We start from the raw sequence: 20997 nt of genomic DNA, 5'->3' as shown, positions 1-20997 counted from the left end.
CGTCGGATCCTCAAAGGAGCACCGTCGCGAAGGTCCCCGTCTGCACAAAGCCGACCCGGCGGTAGGTCGCGATCGCAGCTGCGTTGAAGTCGTTGACGTAGAGGGTGACGGTCGGCGCGACGTGGGCGAGCGTGTGCTCAACGACCGCAGCCATCGCCGGAGCAGCCAGCCCTTGCCCGCGCCACGCAGGGTGCACCCAGACCCCTTGGATCTGCGCCACACCCAGGGCGACCGACCCTAGATCCGCCTTGAAGACGACCTTGCCGTCCTCGACCCGGATCAGGGACCGGCCGCTGCTGATCAGATCAGCCACGGAGCGGCGGTAGGACAGGCCGCTGCCCTGGTAGGGCGCGTAGCCGATCTCCTCGGTGAACATCGCGGCTGCGGCCGGCACCACGAGATCGAGCTCTGCGGGGATGGCTGGCCGGACTGTCGGGTCGATGGCCATCCCCAGCGACGTCGGAGGCGCAGTCATCGTCATCACCAGCTGGTTCTCCCGGACCTCCCGGGCTGGACCCCAGCTCTTGGCCAGCCGGCCCCATAGGTCGAGGACCTGGTCGGCGGGGCCGAACAGCGAGCTGGCCCAGGTTCGACGCTTGGCGACCTTCGCGGCCAGCGCCCCCAGGGCACGGCTGTTGGCCTCGACCGGCACGACGTTGGCAGCGCACCAGCACAGGGCTTCCTCGCCCGCGACGCCATACCCAAAGAGCGGGCCGCGGTTGCCCGCCAGTCCGCTGTCGATGATGCGGGCGGCCACAAAGACGTTGCTGATCGGGTCCTGCGCACAGATCTCGAGGGCGTGATCGACGTCCGCCAGGCCCAAGGCCCGCACGGCTCCCACGCTGCGCAGCATGAGGACAGCCTGCCTCACCGCCCGTGCCCTGTCGATCCAGCGGTGGGCAACGTGGCCCCGGGTGCATTCGCTGCTGGCCGGTGACACAGTGAAGCCAGAGTTCTTGCAACAGCGTCATCCCACAGACCAAGGGGCAAACATGCAGTCAAAGGCACTGACCGGCGAGAGCCGCGACCAAGCGTTGACCGCACTGCGCCGCAGCGGCAGCGGGGGCCCGGTCCTGGACGTGCTGGTCATCGGCGGGGGGGTGACCGGGGCGGGCACCGCGCTCGATGCCGCCACGCGGGGCCTGTCGACGGCGGTCGTCGAGGCCCAGGACTGGGCGTCCGGCACCTCTCAGTGGTCGACCAAACTCGTGCACGGTGGGCTGCGCTATCTGCAGATGCTCGACTTCAAGCTCGTGCATGAAGCGCTGACGGAGCGAGGGCTGCTCCTGAAGACACTGGCCCCGCACCTGGTCAAACCGATGCCCTTCCTCATCCCCCTGCAGCACCGCTTCTGGCAGCGGGCCTACTACGGAGCCGGGGTCACCCTCTATGACCTGCTCGCCAACTTCATGCCCGGGCGGCGAGCACTCCCGATCCACCAGCACGCGACCAGGTCCCGCCTGCACAAGGAGTTTCCCGACCTCAAGGACCACACGGCGATCGGCGCGGTGAAGTATTACGACGCGACGGTCGACGACGCGCGGCTGGTGACCACCGTGGTCCGTACCGCGCACGCCTACGGCGCGTATGCCGCGAGTCGCACCCAGGTGGTCCGGATCGTCAAGGACGAGGCGGGCCGAGCAGTGGGCGCGGTGCTGCGTGACCTGGAGACTGGCGAGGAGCTGCAGGCCCGCGCGCGGCACCTCATCAACTGCACGGGCGTGTGGACCGAGGACGTCTCGACGCTGGCGCAGACGGAGGGAGGACTGCGGGTACTGGCGTCCAAGGGCATCCACTTGGTCATCCCCCGGGAGCGCATCCACGGCAGCTCCGGGCTGTTCATCCAGACCGAGAAGTCGGTCCTTTTCTTCATCCCGTGGTCGCGATACTGGATCCTGGGGACCACCGATACCCCGTGGGAGCTGGACCGCACCCATCCCGTCGCGACCGCGGCGGACATCGACTATGTCCTCGAGCATGCCAACGCGGTGCTGACCACGACGCTGACCAGAGATGACGTCATCGGCTGGTATGCCGGGCTGCGGCCACTGCTGCAGCCCGGCACCAAAAAGGGCACGGACTCCGCGAAGGTGAGCCGCGAGCACACCGTCGCCAGCCCGATACCTGGGCTGACCGTGATCGGTGGCGGAAAGCTCACCACCTACCGGGTGATGGCCAAGGACGCGGTGGACTTCGCGCTCGGCGACCAGGCCGAGGAACTGCCCTCGATCACCGATCAGATCCCCTTGCTCGGAGCGGTGGGAGAGGCCGCGATGAGACGACGGATGCCCTCGCTGCGGGCCACGTTCGGTTGGTCTGAGCAGCACACCGACCATCTCCTGCACCGTTATGGCTCGCTCGTGGACGAACTGCTCGACCTGATCTCCACCGACGCCTCCCTCGCGGAGCCGCTCGAGCAGGCGCCGGCCTACCTTCGCGCCGAGATCGCCTACGCCTGCCACAGCGAGGGCGTGCTGCACCTGGAGGACCTCATGATGCGACGCACCCGACTGATCTACGAAGCCCCCAACAAAGGGCTAGCGGCCGTGCCCGAGATCGCCGCGCTCGCCGCGCAGTGGCTGGGATGGTCGAGCGACCGGACGAGCCGAGAGATCGAGGGCTACACGGCGCTGGCGCAGGCCGAGATCGCAGCGGCGGCGCAGCCGGACGACGCTGCGGCCGCAGCCGTGCGGAACGAAGCCGCGGACATCGCGCCCATGGTCCCGCTCGAGGGCCTGCCAGACGCGCCGAGTCCTGCCACCGCTGCTTATGACCGCTGACGGCCACCACGAAGTAAGGGGAAGACCTCATGGCTGACTATGTCCTGGCCATTGACCAAGGGACCACCAGCACGCGTGCCATCGTGTTCACCAAGAGCGGTCAGATCCATGCCCTCGGGCAACAGGAGCACGAGCAGATCCTGCCCAGGGCCGGCTGGGTCGAGCACGACCCAGCCGAGATCTGGGACAACACCCGTGAGGTGATCGGCTTGGCTCTGGGCAAGGCCAACCTGACCGGCGTCGATCTGGCGGCCATCGGCATCACGAACCAACGTGAGACCACGGTGGTGTGGGACAAGACGACCGGCAAGGCCGTCTACAACGCCATCGTCTGGCAGGACACACGCACCTCCAGGATCGTCGCCGAGCTCGGTGGCGAGGAGGGTGCGGAGGGTGCGGACAAGTACAAGCACATCTGTGGCCTGCCCTTGGCGACCTACTTCTCCGGCCCCAAGATCAAGTGGCTCCTGGACAACGTCGACGGTGCTCGCGAGAAGGCCGAGTCCGGAGACCTGCTCTTCGGCAACACCGACTCCTGGCTGGTCTGGAACCTGACGGGCGGCACGGACGGCGGGGTGCATGTCACCGACGTCACCAATGCGTCCCGCACCATGCTCATGGATCTGCAGACGCTGAGCTGGGACGAGTCGATCGCCGCCGACATGGGGATCCCGCTGTCCATGCTCCCGCAGATCAAGTCCTCTTCGGAGGTGTATGGCGAGAGCAACAAGCTGCAGGTGCCGATCGCCGGCATCCTCGGTGACCAGCAGGCGGCCACCTTCGGACAGGCCTGCTTCGAGAAAGGGATGTCCAAGAACACCTACGGCACCGGCAACTTCATGCTGCTCAACACCGGGACCGAGATCGTGCCCAGCGAGAACGGCCTGCTGACCACGGTCTGTTACCAGCTCGGTGACCAGGCCGCCGTCTACGCCCTGGAAGGCTCGATCGCGGTGACCGGCTCACTCGTGCAGTGGCTGCGCGACAACATCGGCCTGATCACACACACCGAGCAGATCGAGGAGCTGGCCCAGCAGGTCGACGACAACGGCGGTTGCTACATCGTGCCCGCGTTCTCCGGGCTCTTCGCCCCCTACTGGAAGGACGACGCTCGCGGCGCCATCGTGGGTCTGACCCGCTACGTCAACAAGTTCCACATCGCGCGGGCGGCGCTGGAGGCCACCGCGTTCCAGACCCGCGAGGTCCTCGACGCCATGAACACCGACTCCGGAGTCGAAGTGGCGCAGCTGCGCGTCGACGGCGGCATGGTCGCCAACGAGACCCTCATGCAGTTCCAGGCGGACATCCTGGGCGTCGACGTCGTGCGGCCAAAGGTCGCGGAGACGACCGCTCTCGGAGCGGCCTACGCAGCCGGGATCGCGGTCGGCTTCTGGGATGGGGAGCAGGACGTCATCGACAACTGGGAGGAGGGCCAGCGCTGGAGCCCGCAGCTGGACGACGCCGAGCGCGAGCGCCTGTTCCGCAACTGGAAAAAGGCGGTGACCCGCACCTTTGACTGGGTCGACGAGGACACCGAGGCACAGGAGAAGGAGGTAGCCGACGAGGCCGCGGATCAGGCGGCGCGAGCCGCAGGCCCGAACCTTCTCCTCAACCCTGCTCGAACCACTGCGGCTCCTCCGGATCGGGCTCGATGAGCTGGGGTCGCTGCAGATCGGTGTTGTCAACGATCCAGGTGGGTTGATGCAGCCTCGCCTGCTGCCGATAGAGACGCTGTCCCTCGCGGTGGCGTCGGTTGGCCGGGTGAGTCGGATCCTCGTCGCCGGGGACCCGTTTGTCCGGAAAACGCGCGTGGCTACGGGGCACGGTGACGGCCGCCGGGGCAGTCACCAGGCAGGTCGCGTCCCAGCCCTGAACCAGCTCGGGCCGCCGGAGGAAGAGGCCCTCCACCAGAAGCAGCGCGTCCTCCTCGCAGAGGAGCGGGTCCGGATGGACCGGACGGTCAGTGCGGCCGTCCCAGGCCGCTGGGACAATCGCCCGTCCGGCCCGGAACGGTCGCAGCACCAGGTCTTCGAAGGCGTCGTAGTCGTAAGAGTCTCGGTAATAGCTCTCCGGTGATCCCTGCGCAGCAGGACGCTGCGCGCGTGGACGGTGGAAACCGTCGATGCCGACCGAGAGGACCTGACGACCGGCCACCAGTGGCGCCAAGGCGACCAGCTCACCGACGAGCCGGCTCTTGCCCACGCCCTCCGGGCCGTCGACGGCGATCACGGCCCGCTCCCCCGGATGGGTCGCGGCCATCATCCCCAACAGGTCGACCAGGACGAGCTGACGGACAGGCAGGAAGCCAGGCATCGACATACCGATCAGTGCTCCTCCGCGTTCCATTCCAGGTAGTAGCCGTTCTCCAGCAGGCTGGCCCACGGTGGTGCCGGCTTCTCCGTAAAGCCGAAGCCACGGTAGAGGTTGCGCGCACGCAGGTTGTCGACGCCGACGTCCAGCCACACCCGGGACACGCTGGGACGGGCTCGAGCGTGCTCGAGCAGGTGACGCAGGAGCACCCGCCCTAGACCCTGTCCGCGACCTTCGGGGGCCACGACCATCCGGCGAAGCTCGACGTGGCCGGCGCTGCTGACACCCGCCAGGATCCCGAAGGCGACGATGCGGTCCAACCGATCAACGAGCACCCAGTGCTCCATGTCCCGGTCGGAAAGAATCTGCGTGTGCCACGCTAACCCGCCCTGGCCGATCCACTGCCGGGTGTCGACGTCCTCCTCGATGGACACGATGGTGGTCAGGTCGCCGGGGCGCGTGCGTCGGAAGTAGGAGCCGAGCACGATCCCTTCACGTTGGAGCGGGCGCTGCTTCACGGAGCGGGGCGGTCCCGAGGGGCGGGGCGCGCTCGAGAGCATGACCTGCACGTCCTCGGTGCTGTCGTTGCGCACCAGGTGACGCAGCCGGGGCGGCACCTCCAGGCCGGCGCCGGCCGCGACGGTCAGTGTCCGTGGACCAAGCATGAAGGTCGCTTCACCCTGCAGCACGTGGAAGTACTGCCGCGACCGGTGGTGACTATGGGTCTTCAGGCCCGAACCCGGAGGGAGGAGGAGATGATCCACCGACAAGTCGGGGCGTGCGAGCAGGTGCGTGGCGCTCACCCCGTCGTCCCAGGTGGAACGCCGGGCCTCCGCGCTGTCGGGGGCATCGGGCGTCATGGGCAAAAGGTATCTGGTGCAGGCGCCTGGGTGCTGGAAGGGGGCCATTCACCAGGGGTGCGGCGGGCTCACCCGACAGACACGGTGGCGGCGCCGCTTTCGACGCCCTCACCGTTGGCTTCCATCTCCTCGGCGATCCGCATCGCCTCCTCGATCAGCGTCTCGACGATCTGCGACTCCGGGACGGTCTTGATGATCTTGCCCTTGACGAAGATCTGGCCCTTGCCGTTGCCGGAGGCGACTCCCAGGTCTGCCTCCCGAGCCTCACCGGGCCCGTTGACGACGCATCCCATGACGGCGACCCGCAGCGGGACGGTGAGACCCTCCAGGCCGGCGGTGACCTCGTCAGCCAACTTGTAGACGTCGACCTGGGCGCGACCGCAGGACGGGCACGAGACGATCTCGAGCTTGCGCGGGCGCAGGTTAAGGCTCTGCAAGATCTGGTTGCCGACCTTGACCTCCTCGACCGGCGGGGCGGAGAGGGAGACGCGGATAGTGTCACCGATGCCCTTGGACAGCAGCGCACCGAACGCGACGGCCGACTTGATCGTGCCCTGGAAGGCCGGACCGGCCTCGGTGACGCCCAGGTGCAACGGCCAGTCGCCGCGCTCGGACAGCAACTCGTAGGCCCGCACCATCACGACAGGGTCGTTGTGCTTGACCGAGATCTTGAAGTCGTGGAAGTCGTGCTCCTCGAACAGGCCGGCCTCCCAGACCGCGGACTCGACGAGCGCCTCCGGGGTGGCCTTGCCGTATTTACGGAGCAGGCGTGGGTCGAGCGATCCGGCGTTGACGCCGATCCGGATCGACACGCCGGCATCTTTTGCCGCTTGGGCGATCTCTTTGACCTGGTCGTCGAACTTGCGAATATTGCCCGGGTTAACCCGGACGGCCGCACAGCCCGCGTCGATCGCCGCGAAGACGTACTTGGGCTGGAAGTGGATGTCTGCGATGACAGGGATCTGCGACTTCTTAGCGATCGCAGTCAGCGCCTCGGCATCGTCCTGGGTCGGGCAGGCCACACGAACGATGTCGCATCCGGTGGCGGTGAGCTCGGCGATCTGCTGCAACGTCGCGTTGATGTCGGTCGTCTGCGTGGTGGTCATCGACTGCACCGAGATGGGGGCGTCACCACCGACCTCGACCTTGCCGACCCGGATCTTGCGGGTCTTGCGCCGCGGAGCGAGGACGGGGGCGGGCGCGGCAGGCATGCCGAGGGAGATGGGGATACCAGCTGTCATGTGGCCCATTGTGGCAGGCCTGTCTGGATGTCAGCCCAGACTGATCGGTCGGACGATGTCGGCATACACCAGCAGCGCCGTCATCCCCAGCAGGCCGATGGCCACGGCATACGCGACAGGCAGTGCTTTGGCGGTGTCGACCGGCCCTGGCATCGGCAACCCTCGGACCTTTGCCCAGCCCTTCTTCAGCGCCTCCCACAGCCCGCCGGCGATGTGCCCTCCGTCCAGCGGCAGCAACGGGATGAGGTTGAAGACGAATAACGCCATGTTGAGCGAGGCGATCAGCGAGACGAGGAACCACATCCGGTCTCCCAGCGGCACCGGGCTGTCGGAGAAGCCGCCGTCGGCCACCTCACCGGCGACCCGGCCGACGCCGACGACCGACATGGGTCCGTTGGGGTCGCGCTCCTCGGTCCCGAACGCAGCCTGACTGATGTCGACCAGTCGTTGCGGCAGCGTCAGGACCACGGTGGCGGTGCCGGTAAACATCTCGCCGACATAGCCGGGCACCGCAGTGACCGGTTGCTTCTCCATCGCCAGCGTCGGGGTCGCGCCCAGGAAGCCGACCTGACCCAGGACGGGCTGACCCTCGGCGTCGACCTGCACGGTGCCATCGGGGGTCATCAGCGGACGGTCGCGCATCACCAGTTCGGCGGTGACGGTCCGGCGCTGGCCACCGCGCTCGACGACGAAGATCGCCTGGTCGCCGGCATTCTGGATGGCGTAGGTCGTCTCTGGCCAGGTGGAGACCGGGGTCCCGTCGACGGAGACGAAGGTGTCACCGACCTGCAGCCCAGCAGCCCGCGCTGGTGAGGGGGCCTGCCCGGCACAGTCCTCGTCGGTGACATCGACGTTGGCGCACTGGGCCACCGCGGCCACCGTCGGCTTGATCACGCCGATGCCGTGGACGGTCAGGATCATGCCGATCAGGACGGTCGCGATGGCAAGATTCATCAGCGGGCCACCGCCCATGATGATCAGCCGCTGCCACACGGGGCGTTGGTAGAAGGCGCGGTCTTCGTCCCCAGGCTGGATCTCATCGAGGGAGTCCTGCCGCGCCTGCTCGATCATCAGGTGCAGCGGGTTGGAGCTGGAGCGACGCAGCTTGCCGTGGTCCTGGGCGCGGGGGGGAAACATGCCGATCATCCGCACGTAACCGCCGAGCGGGATCAACTTCAGGCCGTACTCCGTCTCGCCCCGGGTCCGGGACCAGATGGTCTTGCCGAAACCGACCATGTACTGCGTGCACTTGACGCCAAAGATCTTGGCCGGCACGAGGTGGCCGACCTCGTGGAGCGCGATGGAGAGGGCCACCCCCGCCGCGGCGATGAGGACGCCCAAGAGATACATCATGGGGTCGACTCCTTGCTCATGCTGATGGCCCCGATCCGGTCGGCTGCTGTGGTGCGGGCCCAGGTGTCTGCTGCGAGCACCTGGTCCACGGTCAGATCAACCCCCGAGGCGGCCGATCCGTTCCCGGCTGCCGTCGAGTGCTCGTCCACGACCTCCCCGATGAGGTCCACGATATCGGTGAACCGGAGCTGACCGGCATGGAACGCCGCTACGGCTACCTCGTTGGCAGCGTTGTAGACGGCCGGAAAGGTCCCTCCCTCTCGCCCGACCTGAACGGCCAGCCGGACGGCCGGGAAGGCCTCCTCATCGAGGGGGAGGAACTCCCAGGTGGCAGCCCGGGTCCAGTCGCAGGCTTGGGCGACCTGGGTCAACCGGTCGGGCCACGACATTCCCAGGGCGATCGGGATGGTCATGGTGGGGGGCGAAGCCTGCAGGAGGGTCGAGCCGTCCATGAACTCCACCATCGAGTGGACCACGGACTGCGGGTGGACCGCCACCTCGATGTCATCAAAAGGCACGTCGAAGAGCAGGTGGGCCTCGATGACCTCCAGGCCCTTATTGACCAGCGTGGCCGAGTTGGTGGTCACGACCACGCCCATGTCCCAGGTCGGGTGCTGCAACGCCTGCTGGGGGGTGACCTCGCGCAGCTGGCTGCGGGTCATCCCGCGGAACGGTCCTCCACTGGCGGTCAGGACCAGTTTGCGGACCTCCTGGCGCGACCCGCCGCGCAGGCACTGTGCGATTGCGCTGTGCTCGGAGTCGACGGGCACGATCTGGCCAGGCGCGGCCGCTGCCTTGACGACCGGCCCACCGACGATCAGTGACTCCTTGTTGGCCAGCGCCAGCGTGCTCCCTGCGGCGAGGGCCGCGAGCGTGGGCCGCAGCCCGATGCTTCCGGTGATCGCGTTGAGCACGACATCGGCTCCGTTGCCGGCCACCGTGGTGGCTGCGTCCGGGCCGGAGAGGATCTGGGGGCGGTATGCCGTGCGGCCCCCAGCGCGGGCCGCGTGCTCGAGAGCGTCGGCGAACTGGGCAAGAGTGGTGTCGTCGCCGTTGGCGACGGCGACCTGCTCGACCTGTAGGTGGACCGCCTGCCGGGCCAGCTGACCCAGGTCGGACCCGCCAGCCGCGATGGCCACGACCCGGAAGCGGTCGGGGAAGGCGTCGACGACGTCGACGGCCTGGGTGCCAATCGAGCCGGTGGAGCCGAGCAGGGTCACGGTGCGCTGCGTCACCCGGTCATTGTGCCCCTTGATCGCAGGATCGTGGTGGCCCACTGCGCGACCCAGGTCGGCCCTACCGGCCGAAAATGCAGGCCGGCAGTTGACGGCCGCTGGTGCCTGACTGCCTCGGACACCCCTTCCTCGCGGCCTGGGCCGGACACCCCGGGCGGGTGCCCGGGCCTGGTGGCCACGAAGCAACCCCGCGGCCCCAGTGCCACCAGATGTTCCTGTCCAGGTCGCGGCTGCCCCTCTACGAGGGTGACGTCACAAACTTCTGCGAGCACCGTGGGGTGCTGGAGCTGGGTCATCAAGTCCTCGACCCTCCCGCCCGGTGGCCACCGCACGCCATCAGAGACGCAGCCGCGGACTGGCGCAGCCTCGGCGGGCACCAGAAAATCGGTCACCACCCGCACCACGTCCTCGAGCGCGTCCACGATCGAAAAGGTGTGCAGGCCGGCTTCGTGCACGTCCTCGAGGCAGGACGCGGCCTCTGGCACAAGGTGCACGATCCGCGCGCTGCTGCGTTCGTGCGCCTTTGTGCGGTCCGCGATAGGCACGCCGAGGAAGCGTCGCAGCACGAGGGTCCGGTCAGCGGCGAGCCGCAGGTCCAGGATGCCTGTCACCAGGACGCTCGCAGGGTCGTCTTCGACCAGAGCGGCGTCGGCGTCAAGCAGACCTCGGCCAAAAAGGGACGCGGACGCCTGTTCGTGGTCCTCACCGCACCCCTCGAGCATGCCCGCGGGCGCCTCGGGACCCAGCAGCAGTCGGTGGTGGGCTGTCGTGAGCACGTCGAGCTCGGCCGTGGTCAGAGTGAACAGTGGCTCGATCACGCGTGCGCCCCCAGTCCTGGGACACCGCTGATGCCGATGTCGATGGGTCCCCGACCGCTCCCCCACTGCCGGCTGCTGCTCGGCCCGGGCCCGCCGCTGCTCCACCAGGGGCTGCCCAGGTCCAACGGCAGTCGTGGCACCCGCACGTCGGAAAGACGCAGCGGCTTCCCGAGCTGCCGGAGACGCTCACGCAACCCCCGGGTCAGCTCATCGCTGCGACCTCCCAACGTCACCAGATCCTCCGCGCGCACCTGCAGGCGCTGCATCGCCAGGCCTGACAGGACGCTGGCCGACTGATAACCCTTGTGCAACTGGACCTCGGTCCACGTGGCGAGCGCCTCGTCCGCTTCGCGGATCTGATCGCGGGCGTCCGCGATCCGCCCACGGTTGTCATAGATCCAGTTGCCGCTCATCCACACCGAATAACTGGCGGTCATAGTGATCCCGGTCAGGGCCACGGGCGGTGCCAGGACCACGAAGCTGGCGGGAATGCCCACCACCGCGAGTCCGGCAAAGAACTTCGTCGTCTCGCCCCGCCAGCCGGTGTAGCCACCACCGTCCTGAAGATCACTCCAGGCGCCCCACCACTGGCCGGTCGCCAAGATGGGTCCGCTGACCACGCCCGGTGGGCGCAGCCAGGGCGGCAGCTTCTTCCCGGCACTGGTCACGGCGGCCACCACCCCAGAAGCGCGAATCAGCTTGAGCCTGGCCCTGGCGATGAGCACGGCCTGCGCTCGCGCGGCAGCGTCCCCCGAGCGACGTGCCGCGGCCAGAGCCCACAGGCCGGGCGCAGCGATCCCGATCGTCACGAGCCTGGCGTGCGCCGACTTGGCCTTCAGCCCGGTCTGAGCCAGGACGGTGGCGGTCGCTAGGGAATGCTCTACCCGCGCCCACGCCTGCGTGATCGTCCGGGCCGAGGCACGTTGCACCTCCTCGAACTCGAGCTCGGCCCTGTCCACGAGGCCATGGCACCGCGCGACCGTCTCCTCCAGCTCGGCCACCCGACGGCGCCAGACCTCCTGGTCCACGATGTCCGGCGGCACGCCGAGGGTGCGCAGCCGGTGCAGCTCGATCAGCGCCTCCTCCAGGTGTCGCGTCCAGCTGAGCACCGCAGTGGCGCACTCATCGGCGCTGGCGGCCACCCGCTCCAGGACCGTGGCCGCTTCTGATCCCGGCCCGACCGCCAGCCCCACCAGCCGGGCGGTGGCCTGCGTGCGGGCGGTCTGCTCCAGCGCCGCCAGGCCGGCCCAGCCATCTGGTCCACGCACCGCGACCAGCACGAGGGAATCTGACAATGCCTCGACCTGCGCCCCGACGCCCCGCAGCTGGCGAGCGGCCTGCCGCAGCTCTTCGGGCGAGATGTCGAGGACGCCGACGCCGCGCAGAGACTCGCCAGTGCTCACGGTTGCCACCGCGCGTGCCGCCCCGTCAGCCCCGTCCGCGTCGTCCAGACCCGAGCCAGGGTCGCCTCGACGTCACGGTAGGCCTGTGCCGACTCGCGGGTGGCGTGGGAGAGCTCGGCTGCCAGGTGCCCGGTCCAATCCAGACCGGCTCCCCACCGCCTCGCCGAATCGTCCGCGACCGCCCGTAGGTCCCCGCTCCCGGCAGCACCCGCAGCCAGCCGCCAGGCCGAGGCGGCCCCTTGCGCCACCCGTGCCAGGTCCTCACCGATCTCGTCCAGGCGCTGTGCGAGCTCGAGGAGCAGATCGACGTCAACACGCACGTCATACCCCATGCGTGCTCCCTCCCTCGTGACTGGTCGGCCGGGTCCCGGCAGACCAATCTCTTGTGGGTCGAGGGTAGGAAAGCTGCCGCCCGGCGTGCAGAAGTTATGCACAGGCCCGACCGCTCGGTCCTCAGCTGCGCAGCACCTCCTCCAGGTCGTCGAGGACGCTGATGTCCTCGATCGTGGAGGGGACCTGGGGATCGCCTCCGTCGGCGATCTGTCGCATCGTCCTACGCAGGATCTTGCCCGAACGGGTCTTGGGCAGAGCCTCGACCACGTCGACCCGGCGCAGGGCGGCCACGGGGCCCACCTCGTCCCGGACCCGCTGGACCAACTCTTGCGCCAACCGTTCCCGGCCGGAGTCATCCAGATTGACCCCGCCCTTGAGGACCACGAGCGCCCTCGGCACCTGGCCCTTGAGCTCGTCGGCGACCCCGATGACGGCGCACTCAGCCACCTGCGGATGGCCGGACAGCGCCTGCTCCAGGGAACCGGTCGAGAGACGGTGTCCGGCGACGTTGAGGACGTCGTCAGTGCGGCCCATCACGAAGAGATAGCCGTCCTCGTCGAGGTAGCCGCCGTCCCCGGAGAGGTAGTGACCTTCATAGGTGGACAGATAGCTGGAGACATAGCGGTCGTCGTCCCGCCAGAGCGTGGGGAGGGTGCCGGGGGGCAGCGGCAGCTTGACGCAGATCGCGCCCTCGGTGCCGGGCGGCACCTCCTTGCCCTGCTCGTCAAGGACGCGCACGTCATAGCCGACCGTCGGCAACGTGGCGCTGCCCGGCTTGATGTCGAAGAGCGCGACGCCGACCGGGTTGGTCGCGACCGGCCAGCCCGTCTCGGTCTGCCACCAGTTGTCGATGACGGGCACGCCAAGGTTCTCCGTGGCCCAGGTCCAGGTGTCCGGGTCGAGTCGCTCCCCCGCCAGAAACAACGTCCGCAGCGAGGACAGATCATGCGCGGCTGCCAGCGAGGCGTCCGGGTCCTGCTTCTTGATCGCCCGCAGCGCCGTCGGCGCGGTGAAGGCGGCGGTGACGCCATACTCCTCGATCATCCGCCAGTAGGCGCCGGCATCGGGGGTGCCGACCGGTTTCCCTTCGTAGAGGATCGTCGTCGCGCCGGCCAGCAGCGGGCCGTAGACGATGTAGGAGTGGCCGACCACCCAACCGACGTCGGAGCCGCACAGCCACGTCTGCCCCGGCTGCAGTCCGAAGAGGTTGGTCATGGACCAACACAGCGCCACCGCATAGCCACCGCTGTCTCGCACGATGCCCTTCGGCTTGCCGGTCGTGCCGGAGGTGTAGAGCACGTAGAGCGGGTCGGTGGCTTCGACCGCCACGCACTCGGCCGGGGCGACTGCATCGGGGTGCATCAGCTGGGCCCATTCCAGGTCGCGCGGGCCCAACTCGCACGGCTGCTCGGGGCGTTGCACGATGACGCAGTAATCGGGCTTGTGCGCCGACCGGGTGATGGCGTCGTCGAGCATCGGCTTGTAGAGGATGACGCGGGAGGGCTCGATGCCGCACGACGCGGAGACGATGACCTTCGGCGCAGCGTCCTCGATCCGCGCCGCGAGCTCGGCGGGAGCAAAGCCGCCGAAGACGACAGAGTGCACGGCACCGATCCGAGCACAGGCCAGCATCGCGATGACCGCCTCCGGGATCATCGGCAGGTAGATGACGACCCGCTCCCCCTTGCGCACCCCCAGGTCGCGCAGCACCCCGGCGAAGCGGGCGACCAGGTCAAGCAGCTCGCAGTAGGAGAAAGTTTTAACGACCCCCGTCACCGGACTGTCGTAGATCAGCGCCGTCTGGTCGGCCCGCCCATGGACGACGTGCCGGTCCAGGGCGCTGAAGCAGACGTTGAGACGGCCACCACCAAACCATCGGTAGAACGGCGGGTCGCGATCGTCCAGCACCATCGCCGGCCAAGTGATCCAGTCGATCGTCTTGGCGGCCTCGCCCCAGAACCCGTCCGGGTCGGTCAGGCTCGCTGCCACGGTCTCGCGGTATTCCCGTTGCGCATCGGTGCTCATGCCCTCATCCAACACCCCCCGTAGGGTCTGCGGTATGAAGCGCAGCACCCGACCGGTCAGTGCCCGCGTCCTGTCGATGCCGGTCGGCTGCGGTGACACCGCGGAGGTCCGCTATCCCCGCGCGGAGGGGCTGTCTGCGGTGGCGGGCCGGGAGGTGGAGGACCAGACGACGTGGGAGGCTCTCCTGCGCTCACCCGTCCCTCTGCACAGCCTCCGGCTGCAGGCCCTCGACCTGGTCGGTCATCCTCAGCGCGAGCTGCTGCTGGCTCGGGAAGACCTGACCGACATCGTGGTCCTCGGGGGGCGGCTCGACAAGGAGGTCGAGGCACACCTACGAGCGCACGGGTCGATCGTCTTCCCGCCCGCGCCGCACGCCCCTGTCGATCCCTATCGGGCCCGGCTCTACACCGCCCAGGAGCTGTATGCCGGCCTGGAGCACGACGGCTATGCGGCGACCGTGGACGCCCGCACCTACCAGTGGTTCGAGAATGCCGCCCTACGGCACGACGCCTATGTGACGGCGCTGCGGGCGATCCACGACGACGCCATGTCCGACGCCCTGGCGCACGTCGTCGAAGGCCGCCGGGTGGTCGGGGTGATGGGTGGGCACGCGCTGCGTCGCGGCACCGACGACTACGCGGCGGCCGCCCTTCTCGGGCACCGGCTGGCGCAGACCGACACCCTCGTGGTGACCGGTGGCGGGCCCGGGGCCATGGAGGCGGCCAACCTCGGTGCGTGGGCCGCCGACGAGGACGAATTGATCGGCGCACTGCACGCGCTGGCGAGCGTGCCGGACTTCTCCCCCGACATCGGGGCCTGGGTCCGGCCCGCGTTGGATTTCCGCCTCCAGGCTTACGACCGGCCTGGGCCGCGCCCGCTCCGGAGCCTGGGGATCCCCACGTGGTATTACGGCCACGAGCCGCCCAACGCCTTCGCCCAGCTCATCGCGAAGTTCTTCTCCAATGCGTTGCGCGAGGATCTGCTGATGGCTCATTGCGGCGGCGGTCTGGTCGTCCTGCCCGGCGCGGCTGGGACGGTGCAGGAGATCTTTGCGATGGCCACGCGCCTCTACTACGCGGTCGAGGCCACAGACGCTCCGCTGGCACCTCTCGTCCTCGTGGGGCGAGCGCAGTGGACGCAGCAGCTGCCGGTGTGGCCTGTGCTGCGGGCGCTCGGCAAGGGCCGACGGATGGCCTCGGCGATCCACCTGGTCGATACCGTCGGCGAGGCAGCCGCTCTCCTGGCGCCGTGATGGGTGGCGCTGATGGGTCGCCGGGGCAGGCCGCACGTCGCCGGTCTCCGATGACCGCCTCACGCGTGCGGGCCTGGCACTGGTGGACCGCTTCGGTCAGGTGCCGGCAGCCGCCTTCGCGCGGCGTCTCCCGGCCCTGGTGGGCGGGATCGTCGGGCGCTGGGACCTGACGGTCGAGGACCTGTATGAGGCGGGGCCTCGGGTCCCGCGCGTGATTGCCTCGGAGGCCGGGGCCGTGCTGATGGAACGCATCGTGCCCGGGCACCCAGTCGCGAGCCTCCGCGCTGCGCCCCCGACGCCGGCACAGTGGGCCGAGCTTCTTCGTGACGTGCACGGCACGACCGTCACCGGGGTGGAGGGTTTCCTGGAGGAGCGTTGCGAGGAGATGTTCGAGCGGATCGGTGCCCGGCAGGCCGGGCCGAAGGTCCGCCCATACGTCCCCCGCCCCGCCTGGGAGGCGGCTGTCCGCACGGGTGGACCACACGACTCCGGGCGCTGGCGCCGTTGGTCGGACTGGGGGGCCCGCAGGGAGTGGCGCGCCTGCTGGCCTGGAGTCGCGTGAACGCCATCGTGTCCGCCGTCTCCCGGATTGACCGGTCGGGGCCGGACGCGCGCACAGCAGCGCTGCTGGAGTTCGCCTCCGCAGAGACCTAGGCCAGCCTGGACGTCATACCGTTGCGGCGAGCTGGCCGCAGGCGCCGTCGATCTCGGAGCCACGAGTGTCGCGGACGGTGGTCGGTATGCCGTGCGCGCGCAGCCGCTCGACGAACTGCTGCTCGACCCCCCGCTTGGAGGCCGTCCACTTGCTGCCGGGAGTCGGGTTGAGCGGGATGGGGTTGACGTGCACCCAGCCGCGCCCGCGAGCGTTGAGCTTCTCGCCGAGGAGGTCGGCGCGCCAGGCTTGGTCGTTGATGTCGCGGATCAGGGCGTACTCGATAGAGACCCGGCGACCGGTCACCTCGAAGTAGCGGTAGGCGGCGTCGAGCGCCTCGTCGACCTTCCACCGGGTGTTGATGGGGACGAGCTCGTCGCGCAGTTCGTCATCGGGTGCGTGCAGGCTGAGCGCCAGGGTGACGGGGATGCCCTCGGCAGCCAATTTGTCGATCGCGGGCACCAGGCCGACGGTGGACATCGTGACGTGGCGGGCCGACATGCCCAAACCTTCTGGGGCGGGGTCCACCAGGCGGCGGATCGCCCCGATCGCGGCCTTGTAGTTGGCCAGCGCCTCGCCCATACCCATGAAGACGACGTTGCTGACCCGAAGCGCCTCGTGGACCGCCTCATCGGAGCCGGCACCCTCGAGCTCGTCCGCTTCGTGGCCATCGCCAGCATCCGCCGTCTCGCCGGGGGCGGTGCCGAGCTCGCCGTGGCGCAGGGCGCGTGCCGCAGCAACCACCTGTTCGACGATCTCGGCGGTGGACAGGTTGCGGGTGAGGCCGGCCTGCCCGGTCGCGCAGAACGGGCAGTTCATCCCGCAGCCGGCCTGGCTGGAGATGCACATGGTGATGCGGCCGGGGTAGCGCATAAGCACCGACTCGACCATCGCACCGTCGTGGAGGCGGTGCACCTGTTTCAGAGTCGCGCCGTCGTCCGCGGTCAGCGTGCGGACCGGAGTGAGCAGGGCCGGTAGCAGGCCAGCGACGAGGCCTTCTCGACCGTCCTTGGGCAGGTCAGTCATGTCGGCGGGGTCGCTGGTCAAGCGCTCGAAGTAGTGCCTCGACACTTGGTCGGCGCGGAAGCCGGGCAGCCCGAGTTCCTGCGCCCAGGCCTTGCGACCGGCCAGGTCGAAGTCGGCCAGGTGGACGGGGGCTTTGCCGCGCCGGGGCGCGGTGAAAGTCAGGGTGCCGGGCGTGGGCCGACCGATGCTGGGGGTAGGAAGTTCAGTGGTCATCCCTACCAGTGTCCCATCACCGCGACGCTGGTTGGTCCCTAGACGAACAGACTGAGCAGGACCCAGCAGACGGGTGCTGTCACCACCATGGAGTCCAGCCGGTCCATCACGCCCCCATGGCCGGGCAGCACGTTGCCCATGTCCTTGATGCCGACGTCCCTCTTGATGGAAGACTCGGCGAGGTCACCCACCGTGGCGAAGACCGCTGCGACCGCGCCGACGAGCAGACCCACCCACCATCTGCCGTCGAGGAGGAGGAACACCGCAGCGGCACCGACCAATGCGCTGGTCCCCACCGACCCGGCGAAGCCCTCCCAGGACTTCTTCGGGCTCAGCGAGGGAGCCATCGGGCTGCGTCCCTTGAACACACCGACGGCAAACCCCCCGGTGTCGCTGGCCACCGTGACGAGGATGAAGGTGAGGACCCTCCCGACGCCGTCCGGCGCGCTCACCATGAGGGAGGCGATCGCGCACAGCAACGGCACATAGGCCACGATGAACACACCGCCAGCGACGTCCCGGGCCGCGTCCTCCTTGGGCCCGACGGAGCGCCACAGCAGGATGAGCGCGACGGACGCGGCAAACCCGATAGCCAACGCCTCGGCTCCCCAGACGTAGGCGAGCGGCACCAGCGCGATCGACAGCAGCACCGGCGGGAACGGCGGGCAGATCCGCCCGGCCCGAAAGGCGTGGTCTACCTCCCACACCCCCACGCCTGCGGCAATCGTGACCAGCGCGACAAACACCCACGGATAGAAGACCAGGCTGCCGATCACCACGGCGGCGAGCAGCAGACCGACCGAGATCGCGACCGGCAGGTTGCGTCCGGCGCGGGATCGCTTGGCCCCCGCAGCAGCCGTTTCCCGGCGCGCCCGATGGGTGCGTCGAGACTCGCTCACCTTGGACTCGATGTCAGCCATGGCTCAGATGGTGGTGCGGGAAGGTGCGCGCACGCAGGGACGCCGGGCTGCTCAGACAGCGAGCAGCTCGGCCTCCTTGGCCTGGAGGATCTCATCGACGTTGTCGACATGCTTCCTGGTCAGGGACTCCAGCTCTTTCTCCGCACGCGCGCCCTCGTCCTCGCCGATGTCGCCGTCCTTGACGGACTTGTCGATGATGTCCTTGGCGTGGCGGCGGACGTGTCGGACCGAGACCTTCGCGTCCTCGCCCTTGGTGTTCGCCAGCTTGATGTACTCCCGGCGGCGCTCCTCGGTCAGCTGGGGCATGACGATACGGATAGCCGCGCCGTCGTTGCTGGGGTTGGCACCCAGGTTCGAGTTGCGCAGGGTCTTCTCAATCTCTCCCATCGAGCCCTTGTCATAGGGGGTGATGAGCAGCGTGCGGGCATCCTGGACGGTGAAGGACGCCAACTGTTGCAAGGGCGTCATCGACCCGTAGTAGTCGACCTCGAGCCGGGCGAACATGCCCGGATGGGCACGCCCGGTGCGGATCGAGGACATGTCCTCACGCGCGACCTCCAGGGCCTTTTCCATCTTCTCTTCGGCCTCCAAGAGGGCCATCTCAATGACCTCGGACATCGTGGTCGCTCCTTGCGTCTAGCGTCGGGAAATTGGTCATCAGGGGTAGTCGTCGGCGCCTGGCGCCGGCGCCGACCGGTCAGCCGGCAATGACTCTGGTGCCGATCTTCTCACCACACAGGGCACGGGTGATGGCGTCCTGCCCGTCTATGCCGAAAACCAGCATCGGCAGGTCGTTGTCCATGCACAGGCTGAAGGCCGCCGCATCGACGACCCGGAGGTTGCTGACGAGGGCCTCCTCGAAGGTCAGCTCCTCGAGCTTGACCGCGGTGTCGTCGGTCCGTGGGTCGGCGGTGTAGACCCCGTCGACCCCGTGCTTGCTCATCAGGACGGCGTCGCACTTGATCTCTAACGCGCGCTGGGCCGAGACCGTATCGGTGGAGAAGTAGGGCATGCCGGCGCCAGCGCCGAAGATGACCACTCGGCCCTTCTCCAGGTGCCGGATCGCCCGACGCGGGATGTAGGGCTCGGCGACCTGGCCCATCGTGATCGCGGTCTGCACCCGCGTGTCGATCCCTTCCTTCTCCAGGAAGTCCTGGAGCGCGAGGCAGTTCATCACGGTGCCCAGCATGCCCATGTAGTCCGCCCGAGCCCGCTCCATACCTCGTTGCTGGAGCTGGGCACCCCGGAAGAAGTTGCCGCCGCCCATCACGACAGCGATCTGCACGCCCTGGCGCGCCGCCGTCGCGATCTGTCGGGCGATCCCTCGGACGACCTCAGGGTCCACTCCGACATTACCGCCGCCAAACGCCTCGCCGGACAATTTCAAGAGCACCCGGCGCCCGCTGTGGGGTACGTTCGGAGTCATCCCCGCAGCCGGGTCAGTCGCGGTTGAGGGCAGCGTCGGGGCAGGCACGGATGCGGTCATACGGATCCTCCGAGGGCAGTGGGCAGTCGCTCGATCCTGCCATACGAGCCTGGTCGAGGAAGAGATGGTCAGACATGCGGAAGGGGCCGGCCCCATCCGGACCCGGCCCCCTCCCCCGTCACCAGTGGCGACGAGAGTGATGCACGATCAAACGCCGACCTTGAAGCGGGCGAAGCCGGTGACGGCGGCGCCGTCCTCCTTCGCTACCTGCGCGACAGTCTTCTTGTTGTCCTTGGCAAACGCCTGGTCCAGCAGGACGTTCTCCTTGAAGAAGCCGTTGACGCGGCCCTCGACGATCTTGGGCAGTGCCTGCTCCGGCTTGCCCTCCTCGCGAGCGGTCTCCTCGGCGATGCGGCGCTCGCTCTCCACGGTTGCCGGGTCGACGTCATCACGGGTCAGCACGGTCGGCGCAAACGCCGCGACATGCATCGCGATGTCTCGAGCCACCTGCGTGGAGCCACCGGTGGTCGCGAGCAGGACGCCGATCTGCGGTGGCAGGTCCGGGTTGGTCTTGTGCAGGTAGGAGACGACCTGGTCGCCCTCCACCCGCGCGACCCGGCGGACCTCGATCTTCTCGCCGATGGCCGCGTTGGCCTCGTCGAGGAGCTCCTTGACGGTCTGGCCGTCCAGGTCGGAGGCCAGCAGTGTCTCGGCATCGGCCGCCTGGACGGCGACCGCCTGCGCGAGGACCTGGTCAGCCAGTTCGCCGAACTTCTGACCCTTGGCCACGAAGTCGGTCTCGCAGTTGACCTCGACCAGGGTGCCGGCCCCACCGTCCACGTGGACGCGGACCAGTCCGTTGGAGGCCGAGCGGCCCTCGCGCTTGGTGACGCCCTTGAGGCCCTTGACACGCAGGATCTCGGTCGCCTTGGACAGGTCGCCGTCGGCTTCGTCGAGGGCCCTCTTGACGTCCATCATGCCGGCGCCGGTGGACTCGCGAAGGGACTTGATGTCAGCGGCGGTGTAGTTCGCCATGGGTTGTGTTTCGCTCCTTGTTCAGGTTCAGCAACAACAATTCGAGTGGTGTGGATGGGGCGGATGCGCCTGCTCAGTCCTCAGTGACCTCAGCAGCGGGGGCCTCAGCGACCTC

Annotated in this window: 19 protein-coding genes; 4 read left to right on the top strand and 15 right to left on the bottom strand. The window is 68.6% G+C overall.

The genetic code is table 11. The features are described 5' to 3' along the window. Nucleotides 1-10: 10 nt before the first annotated feature. Nucleotides 11-853, bottom strand: a complete 843-nt coding sequence (locus tag Q4P07_RS04195) for a GNAT family N-acetyltransferase (RefSeq protein ID WP_303373644.1) — start codon at nucleotides 851-853, stop codon at nucleotides 11-13. Nucleotides 854-992: 139 nt separating this feature from the next. Here Q4P07_RS04195 and Q4P07_RS04190 point away from each other — a divergent pair, with 139 nt between their 5' ends. Both Q4P07_RS04190 and glpK read left to right on the top strand, forming a co-directional pair. Then, nucleotides 993-2780: a glycerol-3-phosphate dehydrogenase/oxidase gene (locus Q4P07_RS04190; RefSeq protein ID WP_303373643.1), complete on the top strand. Its 1788-nt coding sequence runs from the start codon at nucleotides 993-995 to the stop codon at nucleotides 2778-2780. 29 nt (nucleotides 2781-2809) lie between these two features. Continuing rightward, entirely contained in the window at nucleotides 2810-4435 is a 1626-nt protein-coding gene (gene glpK / locus Q4P07_RS04185) for a glycerol kinase GlpK (protein WP_303373642.1), read from the top strand. Here glpK and Q4P07_RS04180 read toward each other — a convergent pair. The 9 genes from Q4P07_RS04180 to Q4P07_RS04140 all read right to left on the bottom strand — a co-directional run bounded on the left by Q4P07_RS04180 (nucleotide 4389) and on the right by Q4P07_RS04140 (nucleotide 14358). Continuing rightward, the gene (locus Q4P07_RS04180) at nucleotides 4389-5099 is read right to left on the bottom strand and encodes a uridine kinase (protein ID WP_303373641.1); all 711 of its coding nucleotides are present in this window, start codon (nucleotides 5097-5099) and stop codon (nucleotides 4389-4391) included. The two genes, glpK and Q4P07_RS04180, sit on opposite strands and share 47 nt — an antisense overlap. 5 nt (nucleotides 5100-5104) lie before the next feature. Further along, nucleotides 5105-5950 (bottom strand): GNAT family N-acetyltransferase, encoded by an 846-nt coding sequence (locus Q4P07_RS04175; RefSeq protein WP_303373640.1) that lies wholly within the window; start codon nucleotides 5948-5950, stop codon nucleotides 5105-5107. A gap of 68 nt (nucleotides 5951-6018) precedes the next feature. After that, nucleotides 6019-7191 (bottom strand): flavodoxin-dependent (E)-4-hydroxy-3-methylbut-2-enyl-diphosphate synthase, encoded by a 1173-nt coding sequence (ispG, locus tag Q4P07_RS04170; RefSeq protein WP_303373639.1) that lies wholly within the window; start codon nucleotides 7189-7191, stop codon nucleotides 6019-6021. 30 nt (nucleotides 7192-7221) lie between these two features. Next, the gene (locus Q4P07_RS04165) at nucleotides 7222-8544 is read right to left on the bottom strand and encodes an RIP metalloprotease (protein WP_303373638.1); all 1323 of its coding nucleotides are present in this window, start codon (nucleotides 8542-8544) and stop codon (nucleotides 7222-7224) included. Beyond that, on the bottom strand, nucleotides 8541-9779 hold the full coding sequence (gene dxr, locus Q4P07_RS04160) for a 1-deoxy-D-xylulose-5-phosphate reductoisomerase (protein ID WP_303373637.1): 1239 nt from the start codon (nucleotides 9777-9779) through the stop codon (nucleotides 8541-8543). The genes Q4P07_RS04165 and dxr overlap by 4 nt, the downstream gene beginning before the upstream one ends. Then, nucleotides 9776-10597 (bottom strand): hypothetical protein, encoded by an 822-nt coding sequence (locus Q4P07_RS04155; RefSeq protein WP_303373636.1) that lies wholly within the window; start codon nucleotides 10595-10597, stop codon nucleotides 9776-9778. Before Q4P07_RS04155 ends, dxr begins: the two co-directional genes overlap by 4 nt. Next, nucleotides 10594-12000, bottom strand: coding sequence for a hypothetical protein (locus Q4P07_RS04150; protein WP_303373635.1), 1407 nt, complete (start codon nucleotides 11998-12000; stop codon nucleotides 10594-10596). The genes Q4P07_RS04155 and Q4P07_RS04150 overlap by 4 nt, the downstream gene beginning before the upstream one ends. Continuing rightward, nucleotides 11997-12332, bottom strand: coding sequence for a hypothetical protein (locus Q4P07_RS04145; protein WP_303373634.1), 336 nt, complete (start codon nucleotides 12330-12332; stop codon nucleotides 11997-11999). The genes Q4P07_RS04150 and Q4P07_RS04145 overlap by 4 nt, the downstream gene beginning before the upstream one ends. A 121-nt stretch (nucleotides 12333-12453) precedes the next feature. Then, nucleotides 12454-14358: a propionyl-CoA synthetase gene (locus Q4P07_RS04140; protein ID WP_303373633.1), complete on the bottom strand. Its 1905-nt coding sequence runs from the start codon at nucleotides 14356-14358 to the stop codon at nucleotides 12454-12456. A gap of 34 nt (nucleotides 14359-14392) precedes the next feature. On the opposite strand from Q4P07_RS04140, the gene Q4P07_RS04135 reads away from it, so the two are divergent. Both Q4P07_RS04135 and Q4P07_RS04130 read left to right on the top strand, forming a co-directional pair. Beyond that, on the top strand, nucleotides 14393-15610 hold the full coding sequence (locus Q4P07_RS04135; protein ID WP_303373632.1) for an LOG family protein: 1218 nt from the start codon (nucleotides 14393-14395) through the stop codon (nucleotides 15608-15610). An 82-nt stretch (nucleotides 15611-15692) separates the two neighbouring features. Further along, the gene (locus Q4P07_RS04130; protein WP_303373631.1) at nucleotides 15693-16172 is read left to right on the top strand and encodes a hypothetical protein; all 480 of its coding nucleotides are present in this window, start codon (nucleotides 15693-15695) and stop codon (nucleotides 16170-16172) included. Nucleotides 16173-16277: 105 nt separating this feature from the next. Here the strand turns inward: Q4P07_RS04130 and rlmN are convergent, their stop codons facing one another. From rlmN to tsf, 5 genes are all read right to left on the bottom strand, one after another. Further along, a complete protein-coding gene (rlmN, locus tag Q4P07_RS04125) occupies nucleotides 16278-17501 on the bottom strand; it encodes a 23S rRNA (adenine(2503)-C(2))-methyltransferase RlmN (RefSeq protein WP_303373630.1) in 1224 nt (407 codons plus the stop codon). A gap of 38 nt (nucleotides 17502-17539) precedes the next feature. Then, the gene (locus tag Q4P07_RS04120) at nucleotides 17540-18421 is read right to left on the bottom strand and encodes a phosphatidate cytidylyltransferase (RefSeq protein ID WP_303373629.1); all 882 of its coding nucleotides are present in this window, start codon (nucleotides 18419-18421) and stop codon (nucleotides 17540-17542) included. A gap of 51 nt (nucleotides 18422-18472) precedes the next feature. Further along, the gene (gene frr, locus Q4P07_RS04115; RefSeq protein ID WP_303373628.1) at nucleotides 18473-19039 is read right to left on the bottom strand and encodes a ribosome recycling factor; all 567 of its coding nucleotides are present in this window, start codon (nucleotides 19037-19039) and stop codon (nucleotides 18473-18475) included. Between the two features lie 79 nt (nucleotides 19040-19118). Then, nucleotides 19119-19847 (bottom strand): UMP kinase, encoded by a 729-nt coding sequence (pyrH, locus tag Q4P07_RS04110; protein ID WP_303373627.1) that lies wholly within the window; start codon nucleotides 19845-19847, stop codon nucleotides 19119-19121. Between the two features lie 207 nt (nucleotides 19848-20054). Next, on the bottom strand, nucleotides 20055-20882 hold the full coding sequence (gene tsf / locus Q4P07_RS04105; RefSeq protein ID WP_303373626.1) for a translation elongation factor Ts: 828 nt from the start codon (nucleotides 20880-20882) through the stop codon (nucleotides 20055-20057). Between the last annotated feature and the right edge of the window lie 115 nt (nucleotides 20883-20997).

Origin of the sequence: Ornithinimicrobium sp. (assembly GCF_030537745.1) — a bacterium.
Lineage (GTDB): Bacteria > Actinomycetota > Actinomycetes > Actinomycetales > Dermatophilaceae > Ornithinicoccus.
This window is presented reverse-complemented; position numbering and strand designations above follow the sequence as displayed.